Source organism: Thalassococcus sp. S3 (assembly GCF_004216475.1).
Classification (GTDB): domain Bacteria; phylum Pseudomonadota; class Alphaproteobacteria; order Rhodobacterales; family Rhodobacteraceae.
Genome location: NZ_CP022303.1, coordinates 4,332,334 through 4,346,199, shown reverse-complemented (window position 1 = coordinate 4,346,199; position 13,866 = coordinate 4,332,334). Strand labels below are relative to the sequence as shown.

Sequence of the window (13,866 nt, the reverse complement as noted above, 5' to 3'; positions counted from 1 at the left end):
CGGCCATATCCGAGATTGCGCGACTTTGAAACCTTCAAATCGCAGGCTCTGTCATCAATGGCCGCGCCAAGATCAGTCGATATAGTCCGCCAGCGTCTCGCTGATATCCCAGCCGCCGCTGCGTCCGCCCAAGTGTTCGGCCAGAAACTCCTCGATCACCCGGGCGTGCCGGACCGAGCTTTGCCAGCGGCTCACGCCGTGCCCCTCATTCTCGAAGATCAGCTCTTCAACACTCTTGCCCTGGGCTTCGGCCTGGCGAATGAACTCCTCGGTCTGTTCAAACCCGACGACCCGATCTCGCTTGCCGGCCACCATCAGAACCGGGATCGACAGATCCTCGATCCGGTTCAGGGGAGAGTAGCGGCGCATGTTTTCCAGATCCTCTTCGTTGTCGAGAGATCCGAAATACCGCTCCATATTGATTGTGCTCAGGCCCCAGGCGAAGGGATTGTTGCGCATCTGATATTCAACGTCGAGCACGGCATGCGCGACGATTGCCGCTGCAAAGGGTGACGCGGGATCTGTCGCGGCCATGGCGGCCGCATACCCCCCATAGCTGCCGCCAGCGATGGCCATGGCCTCCGGGTCTGCGATCCCCTGATCGACGGCCCAGGCGGCGGCATCATAGAGATCTTGCTGCATGGCGCGCCCGAACTCCCGAAAACCTGCCGCTTGAAAGCGCTTTCCATAGCCGGTCGAGCCGCGAAAGTTGACCGACAGAACGGCGTAGCCGCGATTGGCGAAGAATTGCCAGAAATGCGCATAGGACCAGGCCACGTGCTGTGCCGGTCCGCCATGCACTTCGACCAGCAACGGTACGGGCCCTTCGACCCCTTTCGGGCGGACCAGAAGGGCAGGCAACTCAAGGCCGTCTCGCGCGGTGATCGTGACCTCCTCGGTCAGGGCAAGTTTGTCCTGATGCCGGTCCCGGAAATGAAAGGTGCCCAGATGGGTCTGATTTCCGTTCTCCAGATCAAAGAGCAGGTATTCATAGCTTTTGGCATTCGGGGACAGTGTGGCTGTCACAAATCGCCCGGTTCCGGCCCAATAGAAGTCATCCGGAAAGACCCGCTCTCCAAGCTGATCCATCTGGTAGGCGAGTTCCGAGCCGCGCTTGCTGACCGTGATGAAGGAGCGGCCCGGCCCGTGGTTGTAGATCAGATCAAGCGTGCTGTCATGCGGGTCGAGGTTGACGACGGAAAGCAGATCGGTGTCCGGCATGCCATAGATCACCGTTTGGTCTCCGGTCTCAAGATCCACCTCGACAAAGGCAACCTTATCAAGGTCGCGGGACGACATGACGATAGCGGCGTTTCTCTCCGGGATGAGATCATGAACACGAAAATGATCGGTTGGACTGATCGTCATCAGGAGCCGCCAATCCGCTGTGTCGGGATCGTCGAGAACAAAGAGATCGACATATTCGTCTTCACGCCGGTCAAATCGAAGAACCGGGTTGCCCGCGGCGTCAAAAACCCAGTCGAGCGTGCGGCCCTCGTTTTCCAGCAGCAATCGTTTGCCGCCACCGTCCTGGCGCGTGGTGTAGATGTCAGCGAAAGCCGGGTTGCGGTCGCGGGACGAAATGAGCCAGAGATCGTCAGCGCCGCGCACCCTGTTCTTGATGGTCCAGCCGCTAAAGCCGCGTGGTGTGACATCGGACCAGTTGTCCCGGTCTGGCGCATAAGGATCGATCAGCCAAAGCCGACCTTCGATGATCGCATAAAGCTTGGCTTCGATGTCCGACCAGTAATAGTCGGACACATCCTCCAGTACCGCCATCTCCTTGCGGGTCGCGATATCGGAAAGGATCACCACCCCCTGGGCCCATCTTACGGCGCGATATGCGATATACTGACCGTCAAAGGAGGGCTTGTAGGCCCATTCCTCTGCGGTGCTGGCCCAGAAATGCCGGACGGGGATCAGGTCTGGCAGATCGGCCTCGGCAAGCGTCGGATGCGTTGGCGGGATGTCCCTGCTGGCCCAAAGATACGCGCCGGTTCCGGCCATCCCGGCAAATGCGATCAGGCCAAGGGCCCAGATAGCGATTTTCTTGAGCATTGCTGATGCATCTCCGTCCATGTGCCAGGCAAGCTTTCGACAAGCTTCTGGACGGCTGCAACATGCCTTTCGGCGCAGGGTTGAAACCGGCGGAAAATGGATGGCGGATCGGCTGAGACACCCGCCGGTTCGACAGCGGCGCAAGAAAAAACCGTACCTGCCGGGGCAGATACGGTTCCGTACGTTGGTGCTATTTTCGGATCAGCGGCGCAGACCAAGGCGCTTGATGAGATCCTGGTAACGCGCCTCGTCCTTGCCTTTGACATAGTCAAGAAGCTTACGGCGCTGGGCGACCATCTTCAGCAGGCCGCGCCGGCCGTGATTGTCTTTCTTGTGCGTCTTGAAGTGCTCCGTCAGCGTTGCGATGCGGGAGCTGAGGATGGCAACCTGGACTTCCGGCGAACCTGTGTCGCCGTCCTTTGTTGCGAAATCCTTCATAACGCGGGCTTTTTCTTCGGCTGTGATCGACATCGGGGTCTCCTTTGCAGGTTAGAGTGGATGGCGCAGGCCGGGATGTCGTCCAGCACAGGCCCGTGGAGATTATGACCGCCGGGTGTCGTCTCGATTCCCGACGGATGCGCGCGTATACGCGCAAATCCCTGTCTTTGCAAAGGGTCCCTAAATCGGGAGCGAAAAGCCGAGAGAGGAGATGTCGCCGCGGGCAATCAGCGCGATATCGTCCAGCGCGACAGAGGTGTTGTCTTTGATCTTCGCCACCACCTCTCCGTCAACCAGGATATGGCTGTCGCCCGACGCTCCGGCATCGTTGATCAACTCGATCTCGACGTCTTCAAATGTATCGTCGTCCCAGACGAGGATGACCTGATCCTCGGCGCTGTCGTAATTGACGATTTCAACCGCTTCACCGTTTTCAATCCAGTCGCCCAGTAGCACGGTATCTTCACCCGTCCCGCCTGTGACGACGTCGCTATTGCCCGCGAAGATGAGGTCGTCGCCTCCGCCGCCATTCAAAAAGTCGACCGTACCGGCCTCGCGGTCATCAAGGCCGTTGATCACGTCGTCGCCCCATCCGCCGTTCAGCGTATCCGCGCCCTCACCTCCTTCGAGCGTGTCATCCCCGCTGTTTCCAAGAAGCGCGTCGTCGCCATCGCCGCCGTAGATGTAGTCATCGCCCGCCGACCCGTTCAGGCTGTCATCGCCTGTGCCACCCATTAGCGTGTCATCGTCATTTTCGCCGTAAAGTGTGTCTTCTCCGCTGCCGCCCCGCAGAAGATCGTCGCCGTCCGTTCCCTTGAGCTCATCCTGTCCGGAACCGCCGAGAACCGTATCCTCGCCATCGCCCCCGTGCGCGGTGTCATTGCCCTGGTCTCCAGAGACAAGATCGTCTCCTTCATACCCGTTCATCTGGTCATCGCCGCCGCCGCCCGACATCTCGTTGTTGTCGGCATCACCCACCACGATGTCAGCCTCGGGGGGGTCTATGAAATCCAGGATGCTGGTGGTCTCGGACGTTGCCTCCTCAGACAGCGTGTCTGCCAAGTCCCGGTCTTGCGCCTCTTCTTCAGTTTCGTCTGACGTTACGCTTACAAAGCTGGCGGCGCCAACGGCGACCATGCCCATCAATCCGGCTAACCACAACATCTCTTACACTCACCAAGTTCGCATTCGCCCACGGGACCATATCTAGTCATAGCAGCACCAGCGAAGTCAAAGGCAATGAGATCAGTTGGTTAACGCCCGATTAGCGTGTCAGATCCATCGCTCGGGCTGTTGCGCATAGGCGATGTAAAGGGGGTGTTTGGGATGACCGTCCTTACTGAGCCCCAGCATCCAAAGCGGGTGCCCGGCAGCCCGCAGCAGGCGTTCGACATCCGCGCCGCGGCTAAGGTGTGCGCCATGCGTGCCCCATGCGGCCACGACCTGATCCGCCCACTCCGCCGCGGCAAGGATAGCCGCGTCGTTCTCCGGGCCGACGGGGTCCTCGGCGGCGCGCATCTTGCGCGGATCGGTGTCGCGCCATGCAAAGATATTTGTGACTTGGAACGCGCCAAATCCAAGAGCACGCGCGCGGCGCTCGCATCGTTCCACGGTCGGGTCATTCTGAACCTCAGTCGCGGTCGAGGGGTTAAGCATCACGAAATTCGCGCGCCGCCCGTCCGCGTCCCAAACCCGTGTCAGCGCATAGCGATATCGCTCGCAGTCGGAATAGACGGCCGTCGAAAACGCGTCGCCCTTGGTGTGGTTGCGCGTGATCACGACGCGGGCTGATTGAACACACGGCTGGGATGCAGTTGACCAGCCTTGTAGATGCCGACGGCAACGGCTTGCCCGTCATGAGAGGCCCAGCATTCATCGCCGTATTCGACATCCGTGGCAATCACCATGCCCGGATTGCCGTTGCGCAGGCGCGCTGCCCCATCGGCGGTGCACCGCAGTTCCGGAAGATCTTCCAGCCCCATCTCAAGCGGCTTTATGTGGGTGTCGAGCTCAGGCGTGCGCGCCAGTTCCTCTACCTGCTGCAGATCCAGACCGTCATCCGCATCGAAAGGCCCCGACCAAAGCCGTCTGAGGTTACGCACATGGGCATGGCACCCCAGTGCAGCACCCAGATCCCGGGCAATCGAACGGACATAGCCACCCTTGCCGCATGTCATCTCAAGCGTGACATGGTCATGGTCAGGCCGGTCGGTCACGACCAGCTCCTCCACCCAAAGGGGGCGCGCTTCAAGCGTGACGTCTTCGCCCGCGCGGGACAGCTTGTAGGCCCGCTGCCCGTCGATCTTCACGGCAGAATACTTCGGCGGCACCTGCTGGATCTCGCCAACAAAGGCACCCAGAGCGCTTTTGATCGTTTCGTCATCAGGTCTGAGGTCGCTGGTCGCGATCACCTCTCCCTCTGCATCGTCCGTGTTGGTCGCCTCGCCCAGGCGGATCGTGAAGGCATAGGCCTTGAGCGCGTCGGTGACGTAAGGCACCGTCTTGGTCGCCTCACCCAAAGCCACGGCAAGAACACCAGTTGCATCGGGGTCAAGCGTGCCGGCATGGCCCGCCTTTTTCGCCTGGAGCGCCCAGCGAACCTTGTTGACAACTGCGGTCGAGGTCATGCCCGCGGGCTTGTCCACGATCAGCCAGCCGGAGATGTCACGCCCCTTTCGCGTACGTCCCATGGATGCCTCAGAAAGTGATTAGATAGAGAGCGCCGCCTACCACTCCCGGCTCGAAACTGTCAATCGCCGGGCGGTCTGTCGTGATGTCGATCTGTCAGTCCTCGAGTGGACGAACCGTGCCGATGATCGGGCCCATCCGAAAGCCGACATCGGATCGATCCAGCATCGGTGCGTGCAGGCGAGAGACATTGCCATCAAAGTAAAGGGCATTCGGCAAATCCAGCTCGTCGCGGAAGAGGCGTCCGAATTCATGGAAGGTCACCGGGTTCGACGAGATGGCGAATACGGCCCGGCTGCCATCAGAAGACGTGCCTACGCCGTTTCGGACGTAGCGTGAGGTGCTGTCCTCAAGAAAGCGCGGGTGCAATGCACCGTCGATGACCAGCATGGGTCCCGATTGGGTCGCGTGCCGGCACTCCGGCGCCTCACTTTGAAAGCGCAGCGTCTCGATCACATCGGCCCGGCCCTCGCGCAGGCAAAGGATACCGTTTGGCAGCAGGCCGAAATTACCCGGTCCCGCGCTTGAGACCACGCGCATCACCTGCTCGCCATCTTCGATATAGTGACCGACCGGCGCTCGATCAGAGTGGTACATACCGGCATTCATCGCAAACCCAAGACGCCGCTGTTGGTTAGAAAGCGCCGCGTCTACCGCGCTGAAATGGCCATAGGGCGCGCCCGCATCGTCATAGAGAAAGAGCCTCAGCGTCTCGGTGCGCGGGTCAACCTCGCAGATCGTGTAGCGGTTGGCGTCGTGGGTGACGGCCTTGCATTCGGCGGCCAGCGCGGGCTGGCAGAGCACCAACAGAGCCAGCGTCAGGCAGAGGCGTATCATTTCTCAAGATCCCGGCGTACGCTGTCTTGATCAAGCATGCGCCGCGTGTCGTCCATTCGGTCAAAGGTTTCATCGAGTTGAAATCGCAGATCGGGCGCGAATTTGAGAGCCAGTTTCTTCGACACCAGACGGCGCAACTCCCCTTTGTTGCGGGCCAGCAATGCGACCACGTCTTCCTGTCCTTTGCCGCCAAGCGGAAGCACGTAAGCCGTTGCAATGCGAAGGTCGGGAGAGGTGCGAACCTCTCCGACCGTGATCGACATGCTGTTCAGCTCCGGATCGTGCACGTCTCCGCGGGCCAGTACCTCGGAAAGCGTACGGCGTATGAGTTCGCCCACCCGCAATTGGCGTTGGGATGGTCCGGGACCATCGTGAAACTTGTTCTTGCCCATGGCGCCCATCTAAGCAGATCGGTGCGCTTTGCCAAGCGGGCTGCGTGGCGCTAGAGAGGGCAGGCGGAATTTGGGAAGGATGATGTGATGACCGAACGACCGGGCTTGGTGGTAACCGGTGCTTCTGGCCGTATGGGCCAGATGCTGATCCGCATGATCGCGGAAAGCGACAAGGCCGACCTTGCCGGTGTTGTCGAGCGTCAAGGTCATGACTGGATCGGGCAGGATGCGGGCGAAGCGATGGGCGGGGCGCCGCTTGGGCTTACGGTGACGGACGATCCGCTCGAAGCGTTTGCGCGCGCGCAGGCCGTGATCGACTTTACCGCGCCCGAAGCAACGCTGGAATTCGCAGCGCTTGCCGCGCAGGCCCGCGCCGTTCACGTGATCGGAACGACAGGCATGAGTGATGCGCAGCTCGAACAGCTCAAACCTGCCGCACGGCATGCGGTCTTCATCCGGGCGGGTAACATGAGCCTGGGTGTCAATCTGCTGGTGCAGATCACCAAGCAGGTGGCGCGAGCCCTGGGGGAGGAGTTCGACGTCGAGGTCATCGAAGCGCATCACAACCGAAAGGTCGACGCACCGTCCGGCACCGCCCTGATGCTGGGAGAGGCCGCGGCGGAGGGGCGCGGTGTCCGGCTTGATGACGTCGCAGAGCGTGGACGGGACGGTATCACAGGTGCACGCCAGTCAGGACAGATCGGTTTTTCCGCCATTCGCGGGGGCGACATCGTGGGCGAACACGATGTTCTTTTTGCCGGTCCGGGTGAGCGGATCGTGTTGCGGCATGTCGCCAGTGACCGTGCCCTGTTTGCGCGTGGCGCGCTGCGCGCTGCGCTTTGGGGGCAGGGTCAGCCGCCGGGTGAGTACGACATGATCGACGTTCTGGGTCTCTGACGGATGCACCCGCGATTTTTCGCCAAACCGGCGCATAGCCTTGCGGATACGTTGATCCGGTTTCGCTAAAGCTGCGTATGACAGGTATGTTTCCGAAGGATGGGATGCCTGAACATGCGTATTTTTGCAGGAATTGCTGCCGCTCTATTTCTTGCGGTCCCGGCCAAAGCGGATTTCGCCAAGGTCGCAAACGCCGAAGACTTCAAAAAGATCGTCTCCGGTAAAACACTCACCCGGCCCTTTGTCCGGCTGCAGGTTGCGCCCGGCGGCGCAATCAGCGGAACCGGTGCGCGCTGGGAAGTCACCGGTCAGTGGAGCTGGCAGGGCGGCTATTTTTGCCGGGATCTGTACTGGGGTGGAAGTGACCTTGGCTATAATTGCCAAGAGGTGCGGGTCAACGGCCAACGGATCCGCTTTACGTCGGATCGCGGACAAGGCGATTTCGCGGACTTCCGGCTTCGCTAGCGCGGTCAGAAATCGATCGCGATTCCCTTCTTTTCCCAATCACCATAACGAACGGGCTCGGGCCCATCGCGCCCCCCCAGTTCTTTAGGAAGCGGCTGGTTCGATTTGGCCGCTTTTCTGCGTTCTTCGGCTTCGGCCAAGGCGCGCTGGGCAGCGGGCGGGATGTCATTGGTCTTGTCGTCGCTCATCACGGGTTCCTTTGCGGCGTGACCCTTGATATACGCCCCCCTTTGATCCGAGCAAGTCGAGGCTGGGGATATGCAGGACAAAGGGATCGGCGCCCGGCGCGGCGCGGTAAGCTTGCTGGATCAGGTCTTGGGACAGGATCGGCTGCTCTCTGAAGCGTTGAATGCCGGGGTGTTGACCCAATTGCAGCCGGATGACCGCGCCCGGGCGCAACGGCTTGCGACAGAGACGTTGCGCAACCTCGAACGGGCGGACCGGCTTTTGCAGAAGCACCTTCGCAAACCGCCGCCGCTGACAATCCGGAACGCCCTGCGGGTCGGAACCTTCGAGCTTTGCACCGGCGGTGCCGCGCATGGTGTGGTCAATGCCTTCGTGGAGCTGACCGCGAACAATCGCCGTCAGGCTCATCTGAAGGGGCTGGTTAACGCTGTCCTGCGAAAGGTGGCTGCAACAGGGCCGGATGTCTGGTCTAAACTTCGCATCTCGCGGTTGCCGATCTGGCTCCGCCGGCCACTTGTCGAGGCATGGGGCGCGGACGCTGTGGCGTCGATGGAACGCGCGCATGCCGCAGGCGCGCCGCTGGATCTGACCCCGAAGGGAGAGATCGGCGATCTTGCCGACAGGCTGGGCGCGGATGTCTTGCCGACAGGATCCCTGCGTCTGAGGGAGGCGGGCCAGATTTCCAGGCTGCCGGGCTATGCCGAGGGTGACTGGTGGGTTCAGGATGCCGCTGCCGCGCTTCCGGTGAAAATCCTTGCTCCGAAAGCGGGGGAAAAGGTCGTCGACCTCTGCGCCGCTCCTGGCGGTAAGACAATGCAGCTTGCGGCGGCGAGTGCCCGTGTGACGGCAATTGATTCGTCCGAAACACGGATGGCGCGGGTCAGCGAGAATTTGAAACGGACCGGGCTTGATGCAGATCTGATAATCGCCGACGCCCTGGAGCACGGTGGCGCATACGATGCCGTTCTGCTGGATGCGCCTTGCTCCGCAACCGGGACGATCCGCCGCCACCCTGATCTGCCTTTCGCAAAGGACGGCGGCGATTTTGCTGGTCTGATCGCGCTGCAGGGCCAGCTCATCGATCACGCGTGGTCGCTGCTCAAACCCGGCGGGCGCATGGTGTTCTGTACCTGCTCCATCTTTCCGGACGAGGGGGAGGTGCAGATCGAGGAGGCGCTTATCCGGCACCGGGATATGTCCGCCGATCGGGCCGCCTATGACCTGAATGGCATCGACCGTGCCTGGCAGACCGAAGAGGGCGGTTTGCGTCTGCGCCCCGATTTTTGGCTGCAGCACGGCGGAATGGACGGATTTTACATCGCATTTCTGCGCAAAGCGACCACAGCGTCTGTTTCGTCGGTGACTTGAGGCGGATACAAGGCTATACTTTGCCCAAACGCCAAAGAGCGTGAGAGGCAGAGCAATGTCATCGGCAGAGAGTTTCTCGGCGCGCGGCACGCGCCTTTTGAACCGCTTATACGCACGGCTCAGTTCACGGCAGGGCGGTGTCACCGCTTTTGTCTCGTCGCCAGAGCCACGCACCATCGGCAGTTTCGCACGGGGACGGCAGCTCGTCGCCGGCAATCTGCTGTTTGCGGGATACCTGATAGAGGCGCGACAGGCCAATATCTGGGCGATCACGGCACCTGATGCGGCGTTCGAAGCCGAAATTCACGGCTTTGGCTGGCTGGACGATCTGGCGGCTGTCGGCGATCTGGCCGCACGTCAGCAGGCGCAGGGATGGCTTTGGGACTGGATCGCGTCCTATGGCACGGGCCGTGGTCCCGGCTGGACGCCTGATCTTACCGGGCGCCGGGTGATCCGCTGGATCAACCACGCGATTTTCCTGCTGCGCGGGCAGGACAAAGAGGCCAGCGAAGGGTTTTACAGGGTCCTGGGACGGCAAACCTGGTTTCTGGGCAAGCGCTGGCAAAGCGCAGCGCCCGGCCTGCCGCGGTTCGAGGCTCTGACAGGTCTGATCTATGCAGGCCTGTCGCTAGAAGGCCAGGAAGCGTTGGCCGATCCGGCCATCAGGGCCTTGGCACGGGAATGCGATAGCCAGATCGACGACCAGGGCGGCTTGCCGACCCGAAATCCCGAGGAGCTGCTTGAGGTTTTTACTTTGCTGACCTGGGCCGCCGCCGCGCTGAACGAGGCAGGCCGGACCACGCCTGCATCGCACCTGGCGGCAATCGAACGCATCGCACCCACCCTGCGCACTTTGCGTCATTCTGATGGCGGGCTGGCCCGCTTTCACGGAGGTGGTCGCGGTCTTGAAGGACGGCTCGATCACGCGCTTGCCGCAAGCCAGGTGAAGGAACGGCATGCTGATGGTCTGTCGATGGGCTATGCCCGGCTCTCTGCCGGGCGGACCAGCGTCATCATGGATGCCAGCGTGCCGCCAAAGGGCGTGGCCTCGTGCAATGCGCATGCCTCTACCCTTGCGTTCGAGCTGACATCCGGGCGGCGGCCGTTGATCGTCAATTGCGGCTCCGGCGAATCGTTCGGCCCGGAATGGCGGCGCGCGGGACGTGCGACGCCGTCGCATTCGGTCCTCAGCCTCGATGGCTATTCCAGTGCGCGCCTTGGCGACGTGCCGCGCGACCGCACCCGCGAGGCGCTGGTCGACGCCCCGGTTCATGTTCCCATCGAAATGTCGGAGGCGGCGGACGGCCTTCGCTTCCAGGGGGGGCATGATGGGTATGTCGCCACCCACGGTCTGACCCATGCCCGCACCATCGAAATCACTTTTGACGGGCGGGGACTGGCGGGCGAAGACATGCTTTTGGCCATGGATGATCCCGCCAAACGCCAGTTCGACCGGGCCTTGGATGCAACAAGCCTGTCGGGCATCGGGTTTGACATCCGGTTTCACCTTCACCCGGATGTGGATGCCACCGTCGATCTGGGCGGCGCGGCGATTTCGATGGCGTTGAAGAGCGGAGAGATCTGGGTTTTCCGCCATGACGGAAAGGTGCGCCTGTCACTTGATCCAAGCGTTTATCTTGAGAAAGGCAGGCTCAAACCCCGCGCGACAAAACAGATCGTTCTATCCGGCCGCTCGATGGAGTATGCGACGCGCATCCGGTGGTCGCTGTCCAAGGCACAAGACACGGCTATCGCCGTGCGCGACCTTGCCCGGGATGAGCTGGAACTGAACGACTGACCTGAAAGGGCCCACCCAGAATGACCGATCTTTACCCCGTGCGCCGCGCGCTTCTCTCGGTATCAGACAAAACGGGACTGGTCGATCTTGGCCGGGCCCTCGCCGAGAGGGGGGTGGAGCTTTTGAGCACGGGCGGCTCGGCCGCGGCTTTGCGAGATGCTGGGCTTGAGGTGCGTGACGTCTCGGATGTAACAGGCTTTCCGGAGATGATGGACGGGCGTGTGAAGACGCTGCATCCCGCCGTTCATGGCGGCCTTCTGGCCTTGCGGGACGACAAGGCCCATCTGGACGCCATGGAAACGCATGATATCGGTGCAATCGACCTGCTTGTCGTCAACCTTTACCCGTTCGAGGAAACGGTGGCGAAGGGGGCCGACTACGACACATGCATCGAGAACATCGACATCGGAGGCCCGGCGATGATCCGCGCCGCGGCCAAAAATCATGCCTTCGTCAACGTCGTGGTCGATGTCGAAGACTACGATGCATTGCTGGAGGAATTGGGCAATCATGACGGTGCGACACGCTATGCGTTTCGTCAGAAATTGGCCCAAATCGCCTATGCGCGCACAGGCGCCTATGACGCCGCCGTATCGACCTGGATGGCTTCCGCCCTGGGTGACACTGCGCCGCGTCGGCGCGTCTTTGCCGGGACGTTGGCACAGACCCTGCGCTATGGCGAGAACCCGCATCAGGCGGCGACCTTTTACACCGATGGCGCGCGCCGACCGGGCGTGGCAACCGCGCGGCAACATCAGGGTAAGGCGCTGTCCTACAACAACATCAACGACACCGATGCCGCCTTTGAACTGGTCAGCGAGTTTGATCCGTCGGAAGGTGCGGCCTGCGCGATCATCAAGCACGCCAACCCTTGTGGTGTGGCGCGTGGTGCGACGCTCAGGGATGCGTACCAAAAGGCCTTTGATTGTGATCGCACCAGTGCGTTTGGCGGCATCGTCGCCTTGAACCAGCCGCTGGATGCCGAAACCGCACAGGACATCACGGGGATCTTTACCGAGGTTGTGATCGCGCCGGATGCGGATGAGGAGGCGATCGAGATCTTCGGCCAGAAAAAGAACCTCCGGCTGCTGACAACCGGGGGGTTGGCCGATCCACGCATGTCGGGCCTTGCCTATCGGCAGGTGGCCGGCGGTCTTTTGGTCCAGGACAAGGATGCTGGACATGTCGACGTGCCGGATTTGAAAGTCGCGACAAAGCGCCAGCCGACGGATGCCGAGATGTCCGACCTCCTGCTGGCCTGGGTGATCGCGAAGCACGTGAAATCGAACGCGATCGTCTACGTGAAGGATGGGGCGACCGTGGGTGTCGGGGCCGGTCAGATGAGCCGGGTCGACAGTGCGCTGATCGCGGCCAAGAAAGCCGAGCGTATGGCCGAAGCCCTGGGTTTGCCGCAACCCCTCACCGTTGGGTCCGCAGTCGCCTCAGATGCGTTCTTTCCTTTTGCAGACGGATTGATGGAGGCTGCCGCCGCCGGGGCAACCTCGGTCATTCAGCCGGGCGGGTCGATGCGGGATGACGAAGTTATCGCAGCCGCCGACGAGGCCGGCCTGGCCATGGTGCTGACCGGCATGCGGCATTTCCGGCATTAGGAGACCTCGGATGCGCCTCCTTTTTCTCGCCGCCACGCTGGCTTTCGCGATCGACCAGATCAGCAAATACGTCATCGTGCATGCGATGGAGCTGTCGCGCATCCGGTCGATCGATGTTCTGCCGCCCATTCTGAATCTGCGATATGGGGAAAACCGCGGCATCAACTTCGGCATCCTTGACGGCGCCCCGGATGTCACCCGCTGGATCCTTGTAGGTTTTTCGATCCTGGTTGTCGCGGGTGTGCTCTACTGGGTCATGCGCTGGCACCGAACGCCTTTGATGCTGTTCAGCGGTGGCCTTCTGATCGGTGGGGCGCTTGGCAATGTTCTGGATCGCGTCATCTATGGCTACGTGCTGGATTTCCTCAACATGTCATGCTGTGGCGTGCGCAATCCCTTTGTTTTCAATCTGGCGGATGTCTTCATTTTTGCCGGCGCGATCGGTCTGATCCTTTTCGATGGCAAGACGCGCCAGAAAAAGGCCTCGTGACGTTGCCTGCGTGATGAGGTAAAGATGCCAGAAACAGGCAGGAGTGTGGCGATGCGTGTGCCGCATATCGCAATCATCATTTTGGGATCATTGGCTCTGGCCGGGTGTTCGAATACCGGTCTGCGCGATTTGCGCTCGAATTCCGGCGGGCCGGATGAGTTCCTGGTGCAGCCGGTCAAACCGCTGAGCGCGCCAGACAGCTATAGCGCATTGCCAACGCCGATGCCGGGCGGTGCAAATCTGGTTGATCCCCAGCCGCGTGCCGATGCCGTGGTTGCTCTGGGCGGTCGTGCCTCGGCTCTGTCGTCCCAAGGGGTGCCCGCGTCGGATGCGGCTTTGGTCGGTCAGACGGGTCGCTACGGGGTGCAGTCAGGGATCCGCGCCAGCCTTGCCGAGGAAGACGAAGCGTTTCGTCGGCGCCGTGGTCGTTTGACGCAATTCCAGCTCTTCCGCACAGACCGGTACAACCAGGTTTATCGCCGTCAATCTCTTGATCCCTTTGACGAAACAGATCGGTTTCGCCGGACGGGTGCCCAGACCTCAACCTCGCCCCCGCAAGAGAACTGACCTCACTTTTCCGCCAAGACAGCTTGAAGAGTGCACCCCGTCGCGTACTTTGTGGTCCAGACTTGACGGAGG

General features: G+C 61.4%; 15 protein-coding genes. 7 read left to right on the top strand and 8 right to left on the bottom strand.

Features of this window, described 5'->3' with window-relative positions:
• Nucleotides 1–72: 72 nt before the first annotated feature.
• The 7 genes from CFI11_RS21345 to rbfA form a co-directional block, all read right to left on the bottom strand.
• Nucleotides 73–2,058: a S9 family peptidase gene (locus CFI11_RS21345; protein ID WP_165390352.1), complete on the bottom strand. Its 1,986-nt coding sequence runs from the start codon at nt 2,056–2,058 to the stop codon at nt 73–75.
• Nucleotides 2,059–2,259: 201 nt separating this feature from the next.
• Nucleotides 2,260–2,529, bottom strand: coding sequence for a 30S ribosomal protein S15 (gene rpsO / locus CFI11_RS21340; RefSeq protein ID WP_130409507.1), 270 nt, complete (start codon nt 2,527–2,529; stop codon nt 2,260–2,262).
• A gap of 147 nt (nt 2,530–2,676) precedes the next feature.
• On the bottom strand, nt 2,677–3,660 hold the full coding sequence (locus CFI11_RS21335) for a calcium-binding protein (RefSeq protein WP_130409506.1): 984 nt from the start codon (nt 3,658–3,660) through the stop codon (nt 2,677–2,679).
• A gap of 108 nt (nt 3,661–3,768) precedes the next feature.
• Nucleotides 3,769–4,275: a DUF1643 domain-containing protein gene (locus CFI11_RS21330; RefSeq protein ID WP_130409505.1), complete on the bottom strand. Its 507-nt coding sequence runs from the start codon at nt 4,273–4,275 to the stop codon at nt 3,769–3,771.
• Nucleotides 4,272–5,186, bottom strand: coding sequence for a tRNA pseudouridine(55) synthase TruB (gene truB, locus CFI11_RS21325; RefSeq protein ID WP_130409504.1), 915 nt, complete (start codon nt 5,184–5,186; stop codon nt 4,272–4,274). Before truB ends, CFI11_RS21330 begins: the two co-directional genes overlap by 4 nt.
• 94 nt (nt 5,187–5,280) lie before the next feature.
• Nucleotides 5,281–6,021, bottom strand: a complete 741-nt coding sequence (locus tag CFI11_RS21320) for a phosphodiester glycosidase family protein (protein ID WP_130409503.1) — start codon at nt 6,019–6,021, stop codon at nt 5,281–5,283.
• Nucleotides 6,018–6,413 (bottom strand): 30S ribosome-binding factor RbfA, encoded by a 396-nt coding sequence (rbfA, locus tag CFI11_RS21315; protein ID WP_130409502.1) that lies wholly within the window; start codon nt 6,411–6,413, stop codon nt 6,018–6,020. Before rbfA ends, CFI11_RS21320 begins: the two co-directional genes overlap by 4 nt.
• A gap of 87 nt (nt 6,414–6,500) precedes the next feature.
• Between rbfA and dapB the strand changes: the two genes are divergently transcribed.
• Both dapB and CFI11_RS21305 read left to right on the top strand, forming a co-directional pair.
• On the top strand, nt 6,501–7,310 hold the full coding sequence (dapB, locus tag CFI11_RS21310; protein WP_130409501.1) for a 4-hydroxy-tetrahydrodipicolinate reductase: 810 nt from the start codon (nt 6,501–6,503) through the stop codon (nt 7,308–7,310).
• Between the two features lie 114 nt (nt 7,311–7,424).
• Complete coding sequence (locus CFI11_RS21305) at nt 7,425–7,775, top strand: dihydrodipicolinate reductase (protein ID WP_130409500.1); 351 nt, start codon at nt 7,425–7,427, stop codon at nt 7,773–7,775.
• Nucleotides 7,776–7,780: 5 nt separating this feature from the next.
• Here the strand turns inward: CFI11_RS21305 and CFI11_RS21300 are convergent, their stop codons facing one another.
• Nucleotides 7,781–7,963, bottom strand: coding sequence for a DUF1674 domain-containing protein (locus CFI11_RS21300; RefSeq protein ID WP_130409499.1), 183 nt, complete (start codon nt 7,961–7,963; stop codon nt 7,781–7,783).
• 70 nt (nt 7,964–8,033) lie between these two features.
• On the opposite strand from CFI11_RS21300, the gene CFI11_RS21295 reads away from it, so the two are divergent.
• Genes CFI11_RS21295 through CFI11_RS21275 form a run of 5 tightly spaced genes read left to right on the top strand, consistent with a single transcriptional unit; the run spans nt 8,034 to nt 13,794 of the window.
• Nucleotides 8,034–9,329 carry an RsmB/NOP family class I SAM-dependent RNA methyltransferase gene (locus tag CFI11_RS21295; protein WP_130409498.1) on the top strand — a complete coding sequence of 432 codons (1,296 nt, stop codon included), beginning with the start codon at nt 8,034–8,036 and terminating at the stop codon, nt 9,327–9,329.
• Nucleotides 9,330–9,384: 55 nt separating this feature from the next.
• Entirely contained in the window at nt 9,385–11,127 is a 1,743-nt protein-coding gene (locus CFI11_RS21290; RefSeq protein ID WP_130409497.1) for a heparinase II/III family protein, read from the top strand.
• A gap of 20 nt (nt 11,128–11,147) precedes the next feature.
• Nucleotides 11,148–12,737 carry a bifunctional phosphoribosylaminoimidazolecarboxamide formyltransferase/IMP cyclohydrolase gene (gene purH / locus CFI11_RS21285; protein WP_130409496.1) on the top strand — a complete coding sequence of 530 codons (1,590 nt, stop codon included), beginning with the start codon at nt 11,148–11,150 and terminating at the stop codon, nt 12,735–12,737.
• 10 nt (nt 12,738–12,747) lie between these two features.
• Complete coding sequence (gene lspA / locus CFI11_RS21280) at nt 12,748–13,227, top strand: signal peptidase II (protein WP_130409495.1); 480 nt, start codon at nt 12,748–12,750, stop codon at nt 13,225–13,227.
• A gap of 51 nt (nt 13,228–13,278) precedes the next feature.
• Nucleotides 13,279–13,794, top strand: coding sequence for a DUF3035 domain-containing protein (locus CFI11_RS21275; protein ID WP_174843517.1), 516 nt, complete (start codon nt 13,279–13,281; stop codon nt 13,792–13,794).
• Nucleotides 13,795–13,866 lie beyond the last annotated feature (72 nt).

Coding starts and splice junctions, on each gene's coding strand:
- lspA (WP_130409495.1), top strand. CDS start 12,748: ATGCGCCTCCTTTTTCTCGCCGCCACGCTGGCTTTCGCGATCGACCAG.
- CFI11_RS21295 (WP_130409498.1), top strand. CDS start 8,034: ATGCAGGACAAAGGGATCGGCGCCCGGCGCGGCGCGGTAAGCTTGCTG.
- CFI11_RS21345 (WP_165390352.1), bottom strand. CDS start 2,058: ATGCTCAAGAAAATCGCTATCTGGGCCCTTGGCCTGATCGCATTTGCC.
- truB (WP_130409504.1), bottom strand. CDS start 5,186: ATGGGACGTACGCGAAAGGGGCGTGACATCTCCGGCTGGCTGATCGTG.
- CFI11_RS21300 (WP_130409499.1), bottom strand. CDS start 7,963: ATGAGCGACGACAAGACCAATGACATCCCGCCCGCTGCCCAGCGCGCC.
- rbfA (WP_130409502.1), bottom strand. CDS start 6,413: ATGGGCAAGAACAAGTTTCACGATGGTCCCGGACCATCCCAACGCCAA.
- dapB (WP_130409501.1), top strand. CDS start 6,501: ATGACCGAACGACCGGGCTTGGTGGTAACCGGTGCTTCTGGCCGTATG.
- rpsO (WP_130409507.1), bottom strand. CDS start 2,529: ATGTCGATCACAGCCGAAGAAAAAGCCCGCGTTATGAAGGATTTCGCA.
- purH (WP_130409496.1), top strand. CDS start 11,148: ATGACCGATCTTTACCCCGTGCGCCGCGCGCTTCTCTCGGTATCAGAC.
- CFI11_RS21305 (WP_130409500.1), top strand. CDS start 7,425: ATGCGTATTTTTGCAGGAATTGCTGCCGCTCTATTTCTTGCGGTCCCG.
- CFI11_RS21320 (WP_130409503.1), bottom strand. CDS start 6,021: ATGATACGCCTCTGCCTGACGCTGGCTCTGTTGGTGCTCTGCCAGCCC.
- CFI11_RS21275 (WP_174843517.1), top strand. CDS start 13,279: ATGCGTGTGCCGCATATCGCAATCATCATTTTGGGATCATTGGCTCTG.
- CFI11_RS21335 (WP_130409506.1), bottom strand. CDS start 3,660: ATGTTGTGGTTAGCCGGATTGATGGGCATGGTCGCCGTTGGCGCCGCC.
- CFI11_RS21290 (WP_130409497.1), top strand. CDS start 9,385: ATGTCATCGGCAGAGAGTTTCTCGGCGCGCGGCACGCGCCTTTTGAAC.